The following is a 16633-nucleotide window of genomic DNA, read 5'->3' as shown; positions in this document are numbered from 1 at the left end:
AGTTAAAACGAACTTTGAATTATACTTAAGCTTACTTTGATAAAAAAGGTTAAAAAAAGTGTTTTTGCACTTTTTATCGTACATATATTGTTAATTATTATTAAATCTAATATTTAAATCATCCTGATTTTTATTTTACTAATTATTAATAAATTTATATTTTAGCTAAGTTTATTCAACTAAATTTAACTAAAAATATTTATTAATAAATAACTATATTAAAGCACGTAATTTTATCCTATATTATGCGATCCTTTGTTATCTCGCTAACAGAGCACACATACGATTGATTATTGACGAGGTTTTATAGGATGTTGTCAGCCAGACACTCAGCTAAATTACAGGTGTTTTACCCTGTGCTTCTTTTGCTTCTTTCTATGCTTTCGATACAAAGCGGCGCATCCCTTGCTAAAAGCCTATTTCCAGTTATTGGTGCCCCTGCGGTAACGGCGTTACGTCTATTATTAGGGACTTTGATCCTATTTTTTATCTTTAAGCCATGGCGACTCAAATTTAATCGCGAGTCAATTATGCCACTGTTTTTATATGGCTTATCTTTAGGGGCAATGAATTACCTTTTCTACCTTGCACTTGAAACTATCCCGCTAGGTATTGCTGTAGCCCTTGAATTTACAGGCCCTTTAGCCGTTGCAATGTTTTCATCTCGCAGAGCTATCGACTTTTTATGGATAATTTTAGTCATTGCTGGCTTAGGATTATTGCTACCTATTGGTGATAACATCCATGGTCTTGATCCACTTGGTATTCTTTATGCATTAGGTGCGGGTGTAGGTTGGGCATTATATATCGTATTCGGACAACGTGCAGGAAAAGGCTATGGTGCGGCAACCGTATCAATTGGTTCATTAGTAGCAGCTTTTATTTTTGTGCCTATCGGTATGTTACAAAGTAGCCCTGATATTATGTTTAGCTGGTCTATTTTACCTATTGCCTTAGCTATTGCGATTTTATCAACCGCGTTCCCTTATACCTTGGAAATGATCGCACTTACGCGCCTACCAGCTAAAACATTTGGTACTTTAATGAGCTTAGAGCCGTGTATGGGTGCCTTTATTGGTATTATTTTCCTACATGAACATTTGACGTTAATACAATGGGTTGCCTTAGCCTTTATTGTTTTAGCTTCTATTGGTTCAACAACGACAATGAAAAGCAAAACTAAAATTGAAGAAGTAAAATAGATATTTAACTCATTTTACTCAGCAAGAAGTAAATATTAATTTAAAAAGGATCTTATGATCCTTTTTACTTATTAAATAATAACTTTACTGACCTATCATTGCTATTTTGCGCTCATTGTCTTACCCTAAATAGACTATTTCGATAGATTAGATTTTTTTAATAGATGACCTATCAATTTAATAGTATCAATCGATAAGACTAACCATTAATAATTCACTATCATGATTAACAGAAATTAAGATATTGAGTTATTAATTATTTAGGGAGAACGATTATGAGTACTGCTAAATTAGTCAAATCCACACCTTCAACTCTGCTTTATACCCGTAATAATCTCGATGACAGCGTAAAACTGCACGCTATCGAGCTACTGCAACAGATGGTGACGCAGTTTATCGACCTATCTCTCATCACAAAACAAGCGCACTGGAATATGCGTGGTAGAAACTTTATTTCTGTTCATGAAATGGTTGACGGCTTCCGTGACACCATAAATGAGCACACTGATGAATTTGCAGAGCGTATTGTTCAATTAGGTGGCACTGTATTAGGCACTGCACAAGTTGTCAGCAAGAAAACTCCATTGAAAGCTTATCCTCTGGATATTCATGATGTACAAGACCACTTAAAAGCACTGGCTGATCGTTACGCTATCGTTGCAAATGATATTCGTAAAGCCATTGATGAAGTTGAAGACGAAGATACCGCCGATATGTTTACTGCAGCATCGCGTGATCTTGATAAATTCTTATGGTTCATTGAAGCCAATATTGAGAATTAATCTACGCATAAAAATACGTTATTAATTACATTGTTAATAATGAAAAAGGCTGTCATTTTAGGCAGCCTTTGTCTATTTTACTCTTGGATTAAAATTTATAGACGATACCAGCGTTGACGCTAAAACCATTTCCAGGGAAAAGTAAGGCATCGTTTTTATTCACAGTTGGATTAGCTAACGTACTTGCTGCATAGCGCTTATTTGTAATATTGTCCAAATTTAGGTAAGTCGACCACTGATTATCATATTGATAATGTGCATTAAACCCTAATAATGCGTATGGCTTACTTTTTTGAATATTAAGGTGATTACCATGATCAACTGCAACATTGGTTGGTGACCAATACACTGTGGGACCAAATCTCAATCCTTTTACTTGGTAATAAACTTCACCTGAAATAAGATTTCTAGGAACACCTGCAATATATTTTCGGTTATATTCCCCACCCATAAAACGAAAATCATTATAAGTCCATGTTGCTCGATAAAGAATATCGCCCATTGGAAGTGGTTGAATTGCATTTAAACCTAGTTCTACACCTTGGTGGCGTGTTTTTGCTGGATAATTATATATATCAACAATATTCCCATCTACATCATGTGAAGTGATATATTCGTCTTTAATCAAGCTACGATAGAATACTGCACTTAAACTTATGTTGTCAGTTAATTCCATATCACTACCTACTTCAAAACTGGTTGCTTTTTGAGGTGATAGCTTTAAAAGGTTCACTTTATTTAATGGCACTTTAGGATTAATAATATCATTAAAAGAAGCAGGTTCATGGCTCATACTGACATTAGCAAATAAACGCGTTTGATAATTAGGATACCAAATAAGCCCAACTTTCGGTGTTAAAAAATTAAATGACTGCTCAAGCTGATTTTGGATAGAAAACAGATCTCTTCTTGCATGAGTACCTTTTAAATCAAGGTTAACTAATACGCTATTTGTAATATGTATTCCCGCACCAAAAGAAGCATAAATATTTTCAGCTCGACCATCGAATCGCCCTAACCAACCTTGAGGATTTTTTTCGATATCATCTTTCATTACCGAATGATCCCATGCCAATGCAGTACGATAGCTAATAATCTCTGTCTCTAATTTATAATTAAATTGAGCTCCTTTAGTGTAATAATTTACAAATTGATAATGGCTAGGTGTTTTAAAATTATCGTGTGTTTGTGAATACCACCAGCCAAATTGAATATCGTGAACACCACTATTCCATGTCGATTTATTAGCTATACGTAATTGCTCGATATTTCTATGAGGATCTTTTTTCTTGATTGCAGGTAATATCGCTTTAGGATCATCCTCAAGCATTTGTGAAGTTGCTGGGCCAGGAACATCAAAACGTAAATCTGTCCAATTGATCCATGTTCTGTTTTCAAAATTATCTAATGTATAACCCAATGTTGAACGTATAGCTTTACGCTGAGAAGCTGAATGCTCACGGTAACCATCATAATGGTCATAGCTTAGGCTTATTCTGGCATCAATCGGATAATTTTCACTTTCACCGCCTAACGCCATTTGCATACCTTGACGCCCAAAAGAGCCTTGCTCATAACGTAATTGATTATGGCTCTCTTTTCCTGTGTAAGTAATAAAATCAAGCTCACCACCTAAATTATTACTTTGTAATTGAGTGCTGTTAGCTCCCCGGCGAATACTAACAAATTGAACGTCACGCACGTCAATCATACTTGAATGAAAACTGCCATCCGCTTCATTAAGTGGTAAACCATCTTGCAGTAATAATACCCCTCTGGAAAGAGGCGCACTTTGAACACCCGACCCTCTAATGCTTAAACGAGGTTGATCTAATCCACCAAATAAACTTTGTATAACAATGCCAGGTTGGTTTTTTAATGCATCATTAAGTGTTAATAAGCGATTTTCCTTATCTACTGCAATTAAATTTGTTCCTCCAGCAATATTACTTATTTTTTCAGCTTCAATATTATAAGTATGATTAGAGGTATTCTCTGCTTTTGATCCACTCACAATAATACGTTCAGGTTTATCTTCATTCGATTGAGCATAATTAAATATTGTTGTTATCGAAAGCAAAGAGGATGAAATAAACCATAAGGTTTTTTTTAAAATAGGCATATTTATAGTTCTACTTATCGTTAAATAAAAATGCCCAACGTTGAATTGGGCATTTAATCTGTTAATGATTGGTTTCATCATGTTCAATAATACGGAAATTCTCACAGATAAATAAATAAGCAAGAACCCCCATCGCAACAAGACCAATAGTGATGGTTAATTCTGGTAATGATGGCCAATAGGATACGCCTGTTGATGTAACCATGCCTGTCACCACAACGTTATAACGATTTAAAATAACGCCAGAAGCCACTAAAGCACCAAATGTGGCAACCCAACCACGACGTTTTATTAATGGAGAAAAACAGATAATTAGTGGGACAATAACGCCAAAACCAACTTCAATCCAAAAGAATAAAGATTCAAAACTTCCTTCAAAAAGGTAACTCACTTTACCTTCAGCAATAATACTGCCGAATTTTAGAGCCAAATAAACAAGCATTGCATAACCTGAAATTCGAATTAATCCACTTAATACAGACATGGGTACTTTATGATTAAATGCTCTACCTGCTAATGCAGTTTCAACAGCTATCATTGCAGGACCAACAAAGAATGACGATATTAAAAATTGAAAGAAGATAATTGGCGACCACCACAATGGATGTAATTTATCTACCATTAATAAATAAAGCGCACCGAGTGATGATTGGTGCATTGATGGAATAGCAATACCGATTACTAATAACACAGGTAATATTTTTCGGAAAAACTTATGATATTTACGCCCAATCCGTTCAGTGGCAACTTCGCCAAATTCAATTAATTGCACACTGGTATAAACGGAAACGCAAATAAAAACTTCAAAAAGTACTGAACTATGTCCTTGAGAAACTAATGGCCGCCAAAAATTCCACCATTGCCCAATATCAAGGAAAAGGCCTACCATCACCAATAAATAGCCAATTAATGAGGTTAATGCAGCACTACGCGCAATACTTGAAAATTGTTCTTGTTTAAAAACATAAACAATTAATGCAGTACCATACCCCCCACCCGCTAGCGCTACACCACACATCACGTCAAACGAGATCCAAAGGCCCCAAGGCCACTCATCATTAAGATTGGTTACTAATCCCAATCCAGTGACTAAACGAAATAAAATAAGTCCAACTGCAATCAAGCTAATGACAACAAGTACCCAGCGTACAGGTGTCATAGGAAAACGCCACTTACCAAAGCTGGTCGTATTATCGATAACACTCATTCTGATCTCCTTGTTTCATCATCCTTACTATTTTTCTTCGATTCTTGATGCAATTGCTCATCGTGACTGACCCTATCTTTTCGGTGATTAAACATTGCAATACCACCAAGGATCACCGCCCAAGTTGCCCCCGCAATTGGCGTATATTTCATAAAATCAGAAGTATAAGAAGAGAGTGGTTTTTCAGTTAAGCCTGTTTTAAATCCAAGTTCATTAAAAGGCACATCAGAAATGTAGAGCCATTCCGTTCCTCCGACTTCTTTTTCACCATAAATATGTTGAACATAGTTAGAGTTATTCGTAATGGTTTCTTTCGCTTTTTCTAATAAGGTTTGTCTATCACCAAAAACTAAAGCCTGTGTTGGACATACTGCGACACAAGCCGGAGATTGCCCTTCTTCTACACGCGAAGAACACATCATGCATTTAGTGACATAAGGAAGTGATTTTTCCCATTCATATTTAGGAATATCAAATGGACATGCCACCATACAATAACGGCATCCTACACAGAGATCGGGATAATAAACTACGGGCCCCGCTGGTGTTTTTTGGAATGCTTTTGCAAAACATGCTGAAGCACAAGCAGGATCAATACAGTGAAAACATTGCTCTTTAACGTAACGCCAAACCGCTTTATCTTCTTTTTCAACAGTAACCGTTTTTATAACCGTCCAGTTTTCATCTGCTAATTTTGCATTTTCGCCACTGGTAGGTTGTCTTTCTTCTATCCATTTATTTTCGTTGTACATTTTACATGCAACTGTACAACTACCACAGCCGATACACTTAGTAAGATCGACTAATACACCTTTAGACATAATGTGCTTCCTCAATCTTTAAGCTTTCTTTTTGTTAAAATGAATACTGCGATCTTGATAATGCGTATGAAGCAATTGATGAGCACGTTCACCACAAGGCTCGCCTAAAAATTGTTTATAAATGCTTTGAATTTCACTATTTTCATAACTTAAGCGAATTGTGGCGCGTTCATCTTTGCTATACAGCGCTTTCATGCGTAATGCTCGAATTTCATCAGAAGGTGGTAATGCAGAACGAGGTTGACCGCCACCAGCAATACATCCTCCTGGGCATCCCATAAACTCGACGAAATGCCACGCTTTTTCTCCTTTTTGAATGGCTTCTAAAACAGGACGAGCATTTCCCATACCAGAACAGACTGCGACACGAATTTCACCGACACTTGGTATATTTACAGCAGCTTCTTTAATACCTTCTAATCCGCGTACAGGTTGTAAATTAAATAAAGGTTCTGGTGGTCTTTCGCCTGTAATAAAGTAATAACTGGTTCTCACTGCGGCTTCCATAACACCGCCAGTGACACCAAAAATAGCGCCAGCACCGCTATATTCAGACATCAAACGATCATAATTTGCGGGCTGAAGTGAGGTTAAATCGATATTGTGACTTTTGATTAATCTTGCAAGCTCTCTTGTTGTTAGAACGATATCAACATCTCGAAGATCGGGCTTTTCCCATAACACACTTGCACCATTCATTTCGGGACGAGCCGCTTCTGATTTTTTAGCTGTACACGGCATAATGGCAACAGAAACAATTTTACTAGGATCGATATCTTGCTCTTTGGCGTAATATGTTTTTATCATCGAACCAAGCATTGTCATTGGTGACTTTGCAGAAGAGAGATTAGGAATTAATTCTGGATAAAACATTTCACAAAATTTCACCCAACCTGGAGAACAAGAAGTGAATTGAGGCAATACACCATTATTTTGAATTCTTTGCAGTAATTCTGTGGCTTCTTCCATAATGGTTAAATCAGCAGAAAAGTTAGTATCAAAAACTTTATCAAAACCTAACTTTCTAAGTGCCGCTACTTGAAGTAACTCAATGTCCTCACCAGGTTGCATTCCAAACTCTTCACCTAATGCAACTCTTGTAGCTGGCGCGGTTTGTACAACAACATGCAAAGTCGGATCTAACAACGCTCTAATAACTTTATCTGTGTCGTCAACTTCTGTTATTGCCCCTGTTGGGCACCAAAGAGTACATTGACCACAATCGATACAAGGAACACTATCAATTAACGGTAAATCATAGTTTCCCATTACGGTTTGTACTTTTTCACACACTTCAACGCATTGACCACATAAAATACATTTTTTGTCATCACGGCAAATGGCGACATTGTTAGGATCAATAGGAATACGGCCCCTTACTTGGACGGGAAAAGTACCTTTAGCATTATATTGCTCAGGAACCCAACCTGTACCACCAGAAATATTGCCATCACATCCCGCTGTGACAGCGGTTACCCCAGCGGCAAGACTTACCTTTCCAGCAAATGAAAAGAAAGAACGTCGAGATAATAATTTCTCGTCACTTTCTTCTTTTGTAGGAAGAATAGATTTCATTTTTTACAATGCTCCTGCTTTAATATATGAATAAAACTACCTATTAAAGGCAACAATATATAAAGAGTTGAATTTTATTTTTGTTAAAAATATTTGTATTATTTAATTAATAAAAACCAATACTTAAAATAAGTATTGAGTTAATATAAAATGAATTATTTATGTAAAAAACACCCTATCAGCAATCATCGTTTCATTTAAGAAAATCAGGAGAGATTTTTTTAATTCAATAAGTGATAGGGTGTTTATGAGAGATATTGTACTGAAAGAGGATTTAAAAAAAACAGCTTTCAACCTTATTAATTAAATATAATTAATTTTATTGATACATATCAAAATAAAAATAAAAGCACAAAAAAAAACCTATAAAAACAGATGAAAAAAACCAATAAATAAAAATAAAAAACAATTAAAAATCAATGAATTAAATGCATTGTTATTTTTTATAAATTTATTGAGCGTTTATCTAAACTAAATAAAAAAGGTTCATTTCATAAAATTTAATAAAAAAATATATAATTAAAAAAATATCACATGAATAATATCTAAATAAATTATACACTTTTTCTAAATAAATAAAAATAAGCACTTTATTATATGAATATTTATTTTGTTATAATTATATTAATTTATGTGAATTAATTATTATATTTTAAACATAGTGTATTTTTATTTTTTAAATATTAATAAGATTCATAAAAAATACAAGTTAATAATATTAGATACATTAGCACCTAAAAAAACAAGGAAATGATTAAGTATTTTTAACTATAAAGTGAGATGTGTTTTTTAATAAAAAAATACAACTTCACTTTTATTAAAAATAAAAAGTTATAGTAAATAGCCTCTATTTATTAATAACGCGTTAATAACCAGATAAAAACAAGTTATGGAAGCATAAATCACTAATAAAAATGAGAGTTCTATAAAGTAATAAAAAATTATTTCTCTTTAGGCATCTCAGGTTGATAAATAGGGAAAACTGGTAATGCTGTTAATAAGCGTGAGCCATAGTTTTTGGTTAATAAACGTCTGTCATAAATGATAATTTCACCATGGCAATGATGGCTACGGATAAGACGCCCAACTTGCTGAATTAAATTAAACGATGCACTTGGCAAGCTCTGCACTTCAAAAGGATAGCGTTTCAGCGATTTAAGCCATTCCCCCTCTGTCACAATCACCGGATCAGTCACGGGTGGAAAAGCAATTTTATGAATATGCACCTGCGTTAAATAATCGCCTTTTAAGTCGAGTCCTTCGGCAAATGATTGCAAACCTATCAACACACTATTATCACCTGCATCAATGCGCTTGCAATGTGTTTCTACCAATCTATAACGAGGCTGATCCCCTTGTACCAATAAGCATAAACGTAAGTCTTTCACTTCTTCTAAAAAGCCTTCCATTGCCCGTTGACTACTAAATAGAACCAATTGTCCTCGATGGTTATTCTCTTCCATGCTTTGACGAAAATAACGCGCCATCTCTTTTAAATGTTCGCGCTCATGGCTCATGGTCGGTTCATAGCGCATTTTAGGAATAACTAATCTACCTTGATCTTTATGTTCAAAAGGTGAAGATAACGTAATAAAGCGATCATCGAAATGCTCACTTAATCCTGTTAGCTCTTGAATGCGAGAATAGCTATTTAATGAGCGTAACGTTGCAGATGTGATAACCACATGTGGGATATTTTTCCATAACAATTGTGTCAGCTGTTCGCTGACTCGAATACCCGCGCAATGAAAATAAAGATGAGACTGCTTTTTATCGTAACGGCGAGTGAGCCATTTCGATACAGGCGCTTTTGAGGTTTGCTCTAATGTGGCTAAGCGCCACAATTTTGCCATATTCTCTAAATAACCGACCATTCTACTGGTCGTTAAAATGGCACTATGTAAACGCACAACATCTTCTTTTGCTGTACGCTCTGTTAGATCATTTAAAATGGCTTCACCCAGCATTTTTAAACCATCCGTTAGCTTAAATAATGTCTGGCAACTTAACAGAAGTTGTTCAGGTAATTCGCCTAATGGAAAGAGATATTCATCTTGTTCACTACGTTTTGGTAATAACGCACGCGTAAATGTATCAACCTCTTGATAAGCCTCACGTAACTTAGCAATATGAGCATCAAAACGAATAGGGTCAGCCAATTTAGGTGGTTTTACAGGAATAAATTGCGCTAAATATTGACTAACATGACGAGTAATATTATCCAGTTGATTATTAAGGGTAGCTAAGGTAATTTCCCCTTCAATTTCAAGCGCATCTCGCGCAACATCAGGAATATGATGACCTTCATCCAATACTAATAGCAGATTTTTTGCATCAGGTAATACTGATTCACTTTCCATTGCTGCCATCACTAAAGCGTGATTGGTAATAACCACATCTACTTCATCAATTTCACGGCGTGCAATAAAAAAAGGGCAGCGATGATAATATTGGCAATTACGTCCTAAACAGTTCATTTTATCGGTGCTAATTTTGCGCCATAAGCTATCTGTTAATGCCCGTTTATGGTGATCACGCAAACCATCCCAACCGAAACTGGTAAAATCATTTTTTAGCTCTTGGCAAATTTCTCTTTCTGCACTCGTCGCCACATCCACTTTATCTTCAAGCAAAAACATTAAGTCGATTTGTTCACCTTCTGTTGCACAAATCGCGTCTAAATTACGTGGACATAAATAGCGCCCACGGCCAAAAGCCCCCGTGAACGTGAGATCTGGGATGATTTTTTTAAGTAATGGGAGATCTTTGCTAAAGATCTGATCTTGCAGTGCCACATTGGCCGTACTGATAATCAGCGGCTTTTTTTCATCGCGGCTAATAGCAATACCCGGAATAAGATAAGAAAGTGTTTTACCTACCCCAGTTGGAGCTTCAATCACTAGATGTCGTCCCATTTCATCAGAAAAAGTCTTAGCCACTTCAGCTATCATTTCACGCTGTGGCGCACGCGGAATAAACCCTTCAATATGCTCTGGTAGGGCTTTATACCACTGACTTATTTGATTTTTGACTGATTGAGAAAGAGACATAACTACTCTGTTACTGATTTTAAGAAGGGCACTATTATCTCATAACACTGTATAAAAATCAGTAGTTACCTTCATTTGCTCTCTTCTTTCATCAAAGAATGGATAACGCCTCGAAATTATTGAGCTTTGTTATAGATTATTAATCCAACTCTTCATAGTATGAGTATTGATTACGTAACTTCTAAAAATAGCCTTATAAAAAATAGTATTTTTTGTTTGATTAAATACAACAACACCAGTTAAGAGACACCATTATGACCTCTACAAAGCGCCCTATTTTTAACTTAGAACTTGATTTACTCCGAACCTTTGTTGCTGTTGTCGATGGGAATACCTTTGCCGCAGCAGCTGAATCTGTTTGCCGCACTCAATCTGCAGTAAGTCAGCAAATGCAACGCCTTGAATCGTTGATAGGCAAAGAGCTGTTTGCTCGCCAAGGTCGAAATAAAACGCTGACAGAAGCGGGTACACAACTACTTAATTATGCTCGCCGTATTTTGCGCCTAAATGACGAAGCTTGTCTTTCATTGATGCATGAAGAAATTGATGGGATCTTAAAAATTGGCTCCCCTGATGATACGGCAAACACAATTTTACCTGAACTACTTGCACGTTTTTCAGGGGCGTATCCCCGTCTTATTATGGAAATCATTGTTAAACGCAGTCCGTTTTTAATGTTGATGTTAGAAAACAACGAGCTTGATTTAGCCATTTCTACCGAAGAACATGTGGGTTATCCCAAAATTGTACTGCGTGTTTCCCCTTCCTTATGGTATTGCGGAAAACACTTCCGATTTGATCTTGATGAACCCTTGCCATTAGTCGTATTAGATGAACCCAGTACATACCGCGATATGATGATAAATCACCTTGATCAACAAGGTATTCGTTGGCGAATCGCTTATATCGCTACAACGCTTTCAGGAGCAAGAGCCGCCGTACGTGCGGGATTAGGTATTATGGCACGTTCAATTGAGCTTTCAGGTGACGACTTGCGTATTTTAGGCGAAAAAGAAGGCTTACCTCCTTTACCAGCAATTAGTTATAACCTGTATCTCAATGCCAATAGCCCAGGAAAAGCAGCTCAAATACTGTTTGATTCATTAAAAAATGAACAAAATGAAGTGATTAATCATGCTGATATTACACTTCAACAAGAATAGAGATTTTAAAGCCCTTAAACAGTGTTGATAACCAAAGTAATAAAATATTAAAACCATAAACCAGGACACCGATTATGACTCAATTCCATGGTATTTTTCCTTATCTTGTTTCCCCTGTTGATCAAACTAAAGGCACCATTCTTGAATCTTCATTACGTCGTTTGATCGAACACTTGATCTCGTGTGGCGTTCATGGTTTAAGCCCATTAGGTAGCACAGGTGAATACGCTTATCTCTCTCAAGCGCAACGTAATGAAATTGTGCGTATCACGGTTGATCAAACTGCGGGGCGAGTTCCTGTTATTGCAGGTGTTGCTGGGTTTTCAACCGCAGATGCTTGTCATCAAGCTGAACAATACGCCCAATTAGGTGTAGATGGCATGGTGCTGATTTCACAAAAAATGTACCCGTTAAGTGAAACCGCACAAGCAGGTTATTTCCAAACTATCGCTGAAGCATTTCCTGAAAAATCCATGACAATTTATACCAATCCTGGACTTCTGGGTGATGTTCTTCCTATCTCTTTATTCAATGAACTTAGCTATATCTCGAATATTGAATATATTAAAGATGCATCAAGCAATACAGGTCGCTTACTCACCATGATCAATACATTTGGTGAACGCGTTAAAATCTTCAGTGCTTCTGCACATATTCCATTGTTAGTATTAAAACTTGGTGGTGTAGGTTGGATGGCTGGCCCTGCTTGCGTATTACCAAAACAGTGTGTCGAACTTTATGAATTAGCCACCAAAGGCGATTTTGATACAGCATTAGCAAAACAAAAAGAGATGTGGCAAATCAACGAAGCCTTTACTAAATATTCGTTAGCATCATGTATTAAAGCTTCTCTAAATATTCAAGGTTTTGATGTGGGCTCACCTATTTTACCGCAAGAGCCTCTAAATGAAGCTGCAATGAACGATCTACGCCAAATTATTGCTCACCTTGATTAATAAGATATTCTTATTTAGAAATAACAAAGACTAGATTTTTCTCTATTCTGGTCTTTGTTATCTGTTTAATTCAAGTTTCTCATCCTTAAATGCAGGCTAACACTGTACGACATTGAATAAGAATGAAATAATAGCCACCATTGTTGCAAAATCGTATTTACTCTATCACCATAACGAGGAGAAAATGTATGCCCATTTCCGTCAGTGAAATAATGGAAATCTTACCTCATCGTTATCCATTCTTATTAATTGATGGTGTTATTTCTGAACCAGCTGAACTTACTAGTGGTAAATTAATCGCAATTAAAAATATCACCACCAATGACACCGTTGTTTTTGGCGAATTTTACCCTCCCTTACTGCTCCTTGAAAGCATGGCTCAAGCTGCTGGAGTTCTTGCTCATTACTATCTTTCTCCCATGGAAGAAGGTCAGCAATGTTATTTTGCCAGTATAAAAAATGCACGTTTTTATGATGCAGTAAAAGCAGGCGATCAACTACTTATTGAAATCGAATTTCGTCGTCAGCGCCGTACTATTGTTAGTTTTTCTGGTGTTGTTCGTATTGGTGAGAAGATTGTTTGTACATCTGAATTTATGTGTGCAAGGCAATAAAAAAGGATTGGTAGCTCAAACCAATCCTTCATATCATCATCTTATTGACATTATGTTTAACTTAATGGGCCGCTTCTTCAATACGCAATAATTGTGTTATCTCAGAAAGAGTGTGCTTTTCAAAATTCAATACTTTTTCAACGAGTTGAGCCGATTGTTTATCCTCTATTACTAGTGAGGCATTATCGTAAAATTTGCTGATAACATCTTTGTCAGTCATTGGATTTTGTGGGTTACCATATTGAATATCTAACCTCTCAGTGATCATCTCACCATTCTTTAATGCCACGAAAATTAATCCTGGAAAATACGTAGGGAATGGAATCTCGCCTTTTTCGGGATAGCGATAACTCACTTTTTTCGCTAACCTTTGAATATCTTCACGTTGTAAATTTTCTAAAGATAACGATGATAATGTTAACGCATTGTCTAAAAATCCGACTGCAAATAGCCACGGCAAACTAAATTTTGCCCCATAAGCTGTTTTAGGCGCCCATTTTGTTTCAAGTGGCTCGCAAATTAAAGCGGCTGCGACAGGATCAACCACACACTCCACACTTTCAATATCATCAGCCGTGATCCCTTTTTTCAGCAAATTTCGGCCACAATCAATAGTGGCATGAGCAAAATGACACACAGGATAAGGCTTAATAGAAACATTTAAAAATTCCCATTTTTCACCTAATCTCAATGCTACTTGTTCGGGTTGTGCTTGCTCTCGAATACCATGGGTTTGATAAAGGCTATAGCGACCTTCAAATATCGTTTCAGGGCCAGTCATTCCACCTTTTGCCAATGATGCAGCAATAATACCTGATTGCGCAGCCCATCCCGCATGAAAGCATTTAGAAGAGGAACTGTTAGCAAGGTATTCCGCCACACCTCCTGCTTGGCTTCCTGTTAATCCTAATGCATTCACAGTTTGTTCAGGTGTTAATTTTAATAGTGAGGCTGCACAAGCTGTTGCCCCAAAAATACCAGCAATCGCGGTGGCATGAAAACCACGCTGATGAAATCCACTATGGCTAGCCAGTCCTACTCTTGCTGCAACTTCCCAACCAATCACCCACGCCGTTAAAATATCTTGTGATGATGCGCCGATAGACTCACCTAATGCAAAAGCAATCGGCGTTAATACCGCGCTGCCATGTGCAATAGAATCAGTATGTGTATCATCAAAATCTAATGCATGTGATGCAATACCATTTGTCAATGCAGCAACTGTTGTACTTGTTGTGAGTGAACTGCCCCAAATTGGAATAGTGCCTTGGCTATCAGGTAAAAAAGTAATTCCCTGACGACTTTGGATCGCACTTTGTTGCGCACTACCCGCAAGTGCAACGCCTAATGTATCTAATAAATGAATTTTAGCGCGCTCTACAACTTGAGCAGGTAAATCAGAAAATGTTGTTGTGGTAATAAATTGGGCTAATTGCTGACTCAATGTCATAAACACCTCGAAATAGATAAGAAAAAGCCAGCATTTCACCGGCTTTTAGATAATAAGAAGGTTAGATGTAATTAAGTCACTTAGTCATTTAGCCAGCCAGAGGCTTTAGTTTGAGCAACAACACGATCAACTTGGGCTGGTGCATTTCCTACATAAGTTGTTGGATCTAAAAGTGCATCAAGCTCTTCTTGAGTAATGTGATCACGAATACGGGTATCACGATTAATTGCTTCAACAAAAGTTATGCCTTCTTCTTGCCCTGACATTGATGCTTCATACACAATTTCATGTGCAGTTTGTTTACCTGCTTTATCAGATAGTGCAAACATCACACGCTCTGCCAACATAAAGCCACCCAAAATATCCATATTTTCGCGCATTTTTTCTACATGCACATTTAATCCACCTAATACTGTTTTCATATTATCGAAGATAACAGACAGCATCAGGCACATTTCTGGCATGATTTTCCATTCCATTTTCCAAATTGCGCCATCACGCTCATGCTGATGTTTCATCATATCCGTTAATACAGACAAATTGGCTTTTAGGGTATTACTTACACAAGCCGCATTTTCCACAATGGCAGGATTACGTTTATGTGGCATAGTCGAAGAGCCTACCTGTCCTTTACTAAACGGCTCAGATAATTCATCAATTTCGTTATGCGCTAATAGTAGGATTTCATTGGCAATTTTACCTAGCGTACCGCTAATTAAGCCGATTAACATGCCATATTCACTGAATCTATCACGCGCAGGTTGCCATGAAATTTCAGGTACACCTAAACCTAAACGTTTTAATACACGAGCTTCTAATTCATCAGCTTTATCGCTTAAAGAGGCTTTTGTACCCACCGCACCGACAACACTGCCAACAAATAAGCGAGGTTCTATTTCTTTAAGACGTTGATAATGACGCGCTAATTCTGTTAACCAAATCGCTGTTTTATGTCCAAACGTAATTGGCAGAGCTTGTAATGCTAATGTACGCCCAACCATTGGCGTGTTGCGATGTTGTTCACTTAATGAAAGCAATGCTCGACCTAATACTTTGATATCACGTAAAAAAGTATGATGAGCATCTTTTAGTTGTAATACAAGGCCAGTATCAATTACATCTTGTGTAGTTGGACCAAAATGAACATATTCCCCATAATGTTCTGGACAAGCATGTTCTAAGCCACGGATTGTTGGCACTAATGGATGGCGAGTAAGACGCACTTGTTCTAATACATAATCCATATCGAGCTTTTCAAGTTTCGCGGTGTCTGCAATAACTTTTGCTGCCTCTTTCGGGATCAAACCTAATTCAGCTTGCTCAATCGCTAATGCGGCTTCGTAATCAAGCCAATTTTGCATTCTGGTTTTATCAGAAAAAATAGTTCTCATCTCTTCTGTTGACCATAAATTCTTTAATAAAACCGAATCAAAAACGCTGGTTCCCATAATTATTTCCCCTGTTAAAAAAATAATAAAAAAATCGTTTTTTTAATAAAACGACTTGTTAGATTGTTATTTTATTTATGCAATATAATCTCAAAAAAAACACTTTGATAATTTTAATCTAATTTCAAACATTTCTTATCAATTGAAAAATAACATTAATTCAATACGTTATAAATAACTCTTTATTTATTAGTTATAACTTTTGAATCTTAAATAACATTTAAGATTTAATTAGAATAATTA

Annotated in this window: 12 protein-coding genes; 5 read left to right on the top strand and 7 right to left on the bottom strand. The window is 36.5% G+C overall.

Annotation, left to right across the window (positions count from 1 at the left end):
* Positions 1–311 precede the first annotated feature (311 nt).
* Entirely contained in the window at positions 312–1202 is an 891-nt protein-coding gene (gene rhtA / locus DK866_RS16085) for a threonine/homoserine exporter RhtA (protein WP_109409708.1), read from the top strand.
* Between the two features lie 275 nt (positions 1203–1477).
* Positions 1478–1984 (top strand): DNA starvation/stationary phase protection protein Dps, encoded by a 507-nt coding sequence (dps, locus tag DK866_RS16080; RefSeq protein ID WP_072070537.1) that lies wholly within the window; start codon positions 1478–1480, stop codon positions 1982–1984.
* A gap of 88 nt (positions 1985–2072) precedes the next feature.
* On the opposite strand, the gene DK866_RS16075 is transcribed toward dps, so the two are convergent.
* From DK866_RS16075 to dinG, 5 genes are all read right to left on the bottom strand, one after another.
* Entirely contained in the window at positions 2073–4106 is a 2034-nt protein-coding gene (locus tag DK866_RS16075; protein WP_109409735.1) for a TonB-dependent receptor domain-containing protein, read from the bottom strand.
* Between the two features lie 61 nt (positions 4107–4167).
* Entirely contained in the window at positions 4168–5313 is a 1146-nt protein-coding gene (nrfD, locus tag DK866_RS16070; protein ID WP_109409707.1) for an NrfD/PsrC family molybdoenzyme membrane anchor subunit, read from the bottom strand.
* Entirely contained in the window at positions 5310–6134 is an 825-nt protein-coding gene (locus DK866_RS16065; protein ID WP_109409706.1) for a 4Fe-4S dicluster domain-containing protein, read from the bottom strand. Before DK866_RS16065 ends, nrfD begins: the two co-directional genes overlap by 4 nt.
* Before the next feature lie 18 nt (positions 6135–6152).
* Complete coding sequence (locus DK866_RS16060; protein ID WP_109409705.1) at positions 6153–7709, bottom strand: [FeFe] hydrogenase, group A; 1557 nt, start codon at positions 7707–7709, stop codon at positions 6153–6155.
* 941 nt (positions 7710–8650) lie between these two features.
* Complete coding sequence (dinG, locus tag DK866_RS16055; RefSeq protein WP_109409704.1) at positions 8651–10759, bottom strand: ATP-dependent DNA helicase DinG; 2109 nt, start codon at positions 10757–10759, stop codon at positions 8651–8653.
* Positions 10760–11013: 254 nt separating this feature from the next.
* On the opposite strand from dinG, the gene DK866_RS16050 reads away from it, so the two are divergent.
* From DK866_RS16050 to fabZ, 3 genes are all read left to right on the top strand, one after another.
* The gene (locus DK866_RS16050; RefSeq protein ID WP_109409703.1) at positions 11014–11922 is read left to right on the top strand and encodes a LysR family transcriptional regulator; all 909 of its coding nucleotides are present in this window, start codon (positions 11014–11016) and stop codon (positions 11920–11922) included.
* Between the two features lie 74 nt (positions 11923–11996).
* Positions 11997–12878, top strand: a complete 882-nt coding sequence (locus DK866_RS16045) for a dihydrodipicolinate synthase family protein (RefSeq protein ID WP_109409702.1) — start codon at positions 11997–11999, stop codon at positions 12876–12878.
* Between the two features lie 188 nt (positions 12879–13066).
* Complete coding sequence (gene fabZ, locus DK866_RS16040) at positions 13067–13492, top strand: 3-hydroxyacyl-ACP dehydratase FabZ (protein WP_109409701.1); 426 nt, start codon at positions 13067–13069, stop codon at positions 13490–13492.
* A 61-nt stretch (positions 13493–13553) separates the two neighbouring features.
* Here fabZ and DK866_RS16035 read toward each other — a convergent pair whose 3' ends face one another.
* Together DK866_RS16035 and purB are read right to left on the bottom strand one after the other, a co-directional pair.
* The gene (locus DK866_RS16035) at positions 13554–14942 is read right to left on the bottom strand and encodes an MmgE/PrpD family protein (protein ID WP_109409700.1); all 1389 of its coding nucleotides are present in this window, start codon (positions 14940–14942) and stop codon (positions 13554–13556) included.
* 80 nt (positions 14943–15022) lie between these two features.
* Positions 15023–16390: an adenylosuccinate lyase gene (purB, locus tag DK866_RS16030; RefSeq protein ID WP_109409699.1), complete on the bottom strand. Its 1368-nt coding sequence runs from the start codon at positions 16388–16390 to the stop codon at positions 15023–15025.
* Positions 16391–16633 lie beyond the last annotated feature (243 nt).

The organism is Proteus genomosp. 4 str. ATCC 51469, assembly GCF_003144375.1.
Classification (GTDB): domain Bacteria; phylum Pseudomonadota; class Gammaproteobacteria; order Enterobacterales; family Enterobacteriaceae; genus Proteus.
This window is presented reverse-complemented; position numbering and strand designations above follow the sequence as displayed.

What these genes read in the sequence shown, in the direction of transcription:
- DK866_RS16050 (WP_109409703.1), top strand. Translation starts at nt 11,014, where the DNA reads ATGACCTCTACAAAGCGCCCTATTTTTAACTTAGAACTTGATTTACTC.
- fabZ (WP_109409701.1), top strand. Translation starts at nt 13,067, where the DNA reads ATGCCCATTTCCGTCAGTGAAATAATGGAAATCTTACCTCATCGTTAT.
- DK866_RS16035 (WP_109409700.1), bottom strand. Translation starts at nt 14,942, where the DNA reads ATGACATTGAGTCAGCAATTAGCCCAATTTATTACCACAACAACATTT.
- DK866_RS16045 (WP_109409702.1), top strand. Translation starts at nt 11,997, where the DNA reads ATGACTCAATTCCATGGTATTTTTCCTTATCTTGTTTCCCCTGTTGAT.
- dps (WP_072070537.1), top strand. Translation starts at nt 1,478, where the DNA reads ATGAGTACTGCTAAATTAGTCAAATCCACACCTTCAACTCTGCTTTAT.
- DK866_RS16060 (WP_109409705.1), bottom strand. Translation starts at nt 7,709, where the DNA reads ATGAAATCTATTCTTCCTACAAAAGAAGAAAGTGACGAGAAATTATTA.
- rhtA (WP_109409708.1), top strand. Translation starts at nt 312, where the DNA reads ATGTTGTCAGCCAGACACTCAGCTAAATTACAGGTGTTTTACCCTGTG.
- DK866_RS16075 (WP_109409735.1), bottom strand. Translation starts at nt 4,106, where the DNA reads ATGCCTATTTTAAAAAAAACCTTATGGTTTATTTCATCCTCTTTGCTT.
- nrfD (WP_109409707.1), bottom strand. Translation starts at nt 5,313, where the DNA reads ATGAGTGTTATCGATAATACGACCAGCTTTGGTAAGTGGCGTTTTCCT.
- DK866_RS16065 (WP_109409706.1), bottom strand. Translation starts at nt 6,134, where the DNA reads ATGTCTAAAGGTGTATTAGTCGATCTTACTAAGTGTATCGGCTGTGGT.
- purB (WP_109409699.1), bottom strand. Translation starts at nt 16,390, where the DNA reads ATGGGAACCAGCGTTTTTGATTCGGTTTTATTAAAGAATTTATGGTCA.
- dinG (WP_109409704.1), bottom strand. Translation starts at nt 10,759, where the DNA reads ATGTCTCTTTCTCAATCAGTCAAAAATCAAATAAGTCAGTGGTATAAA.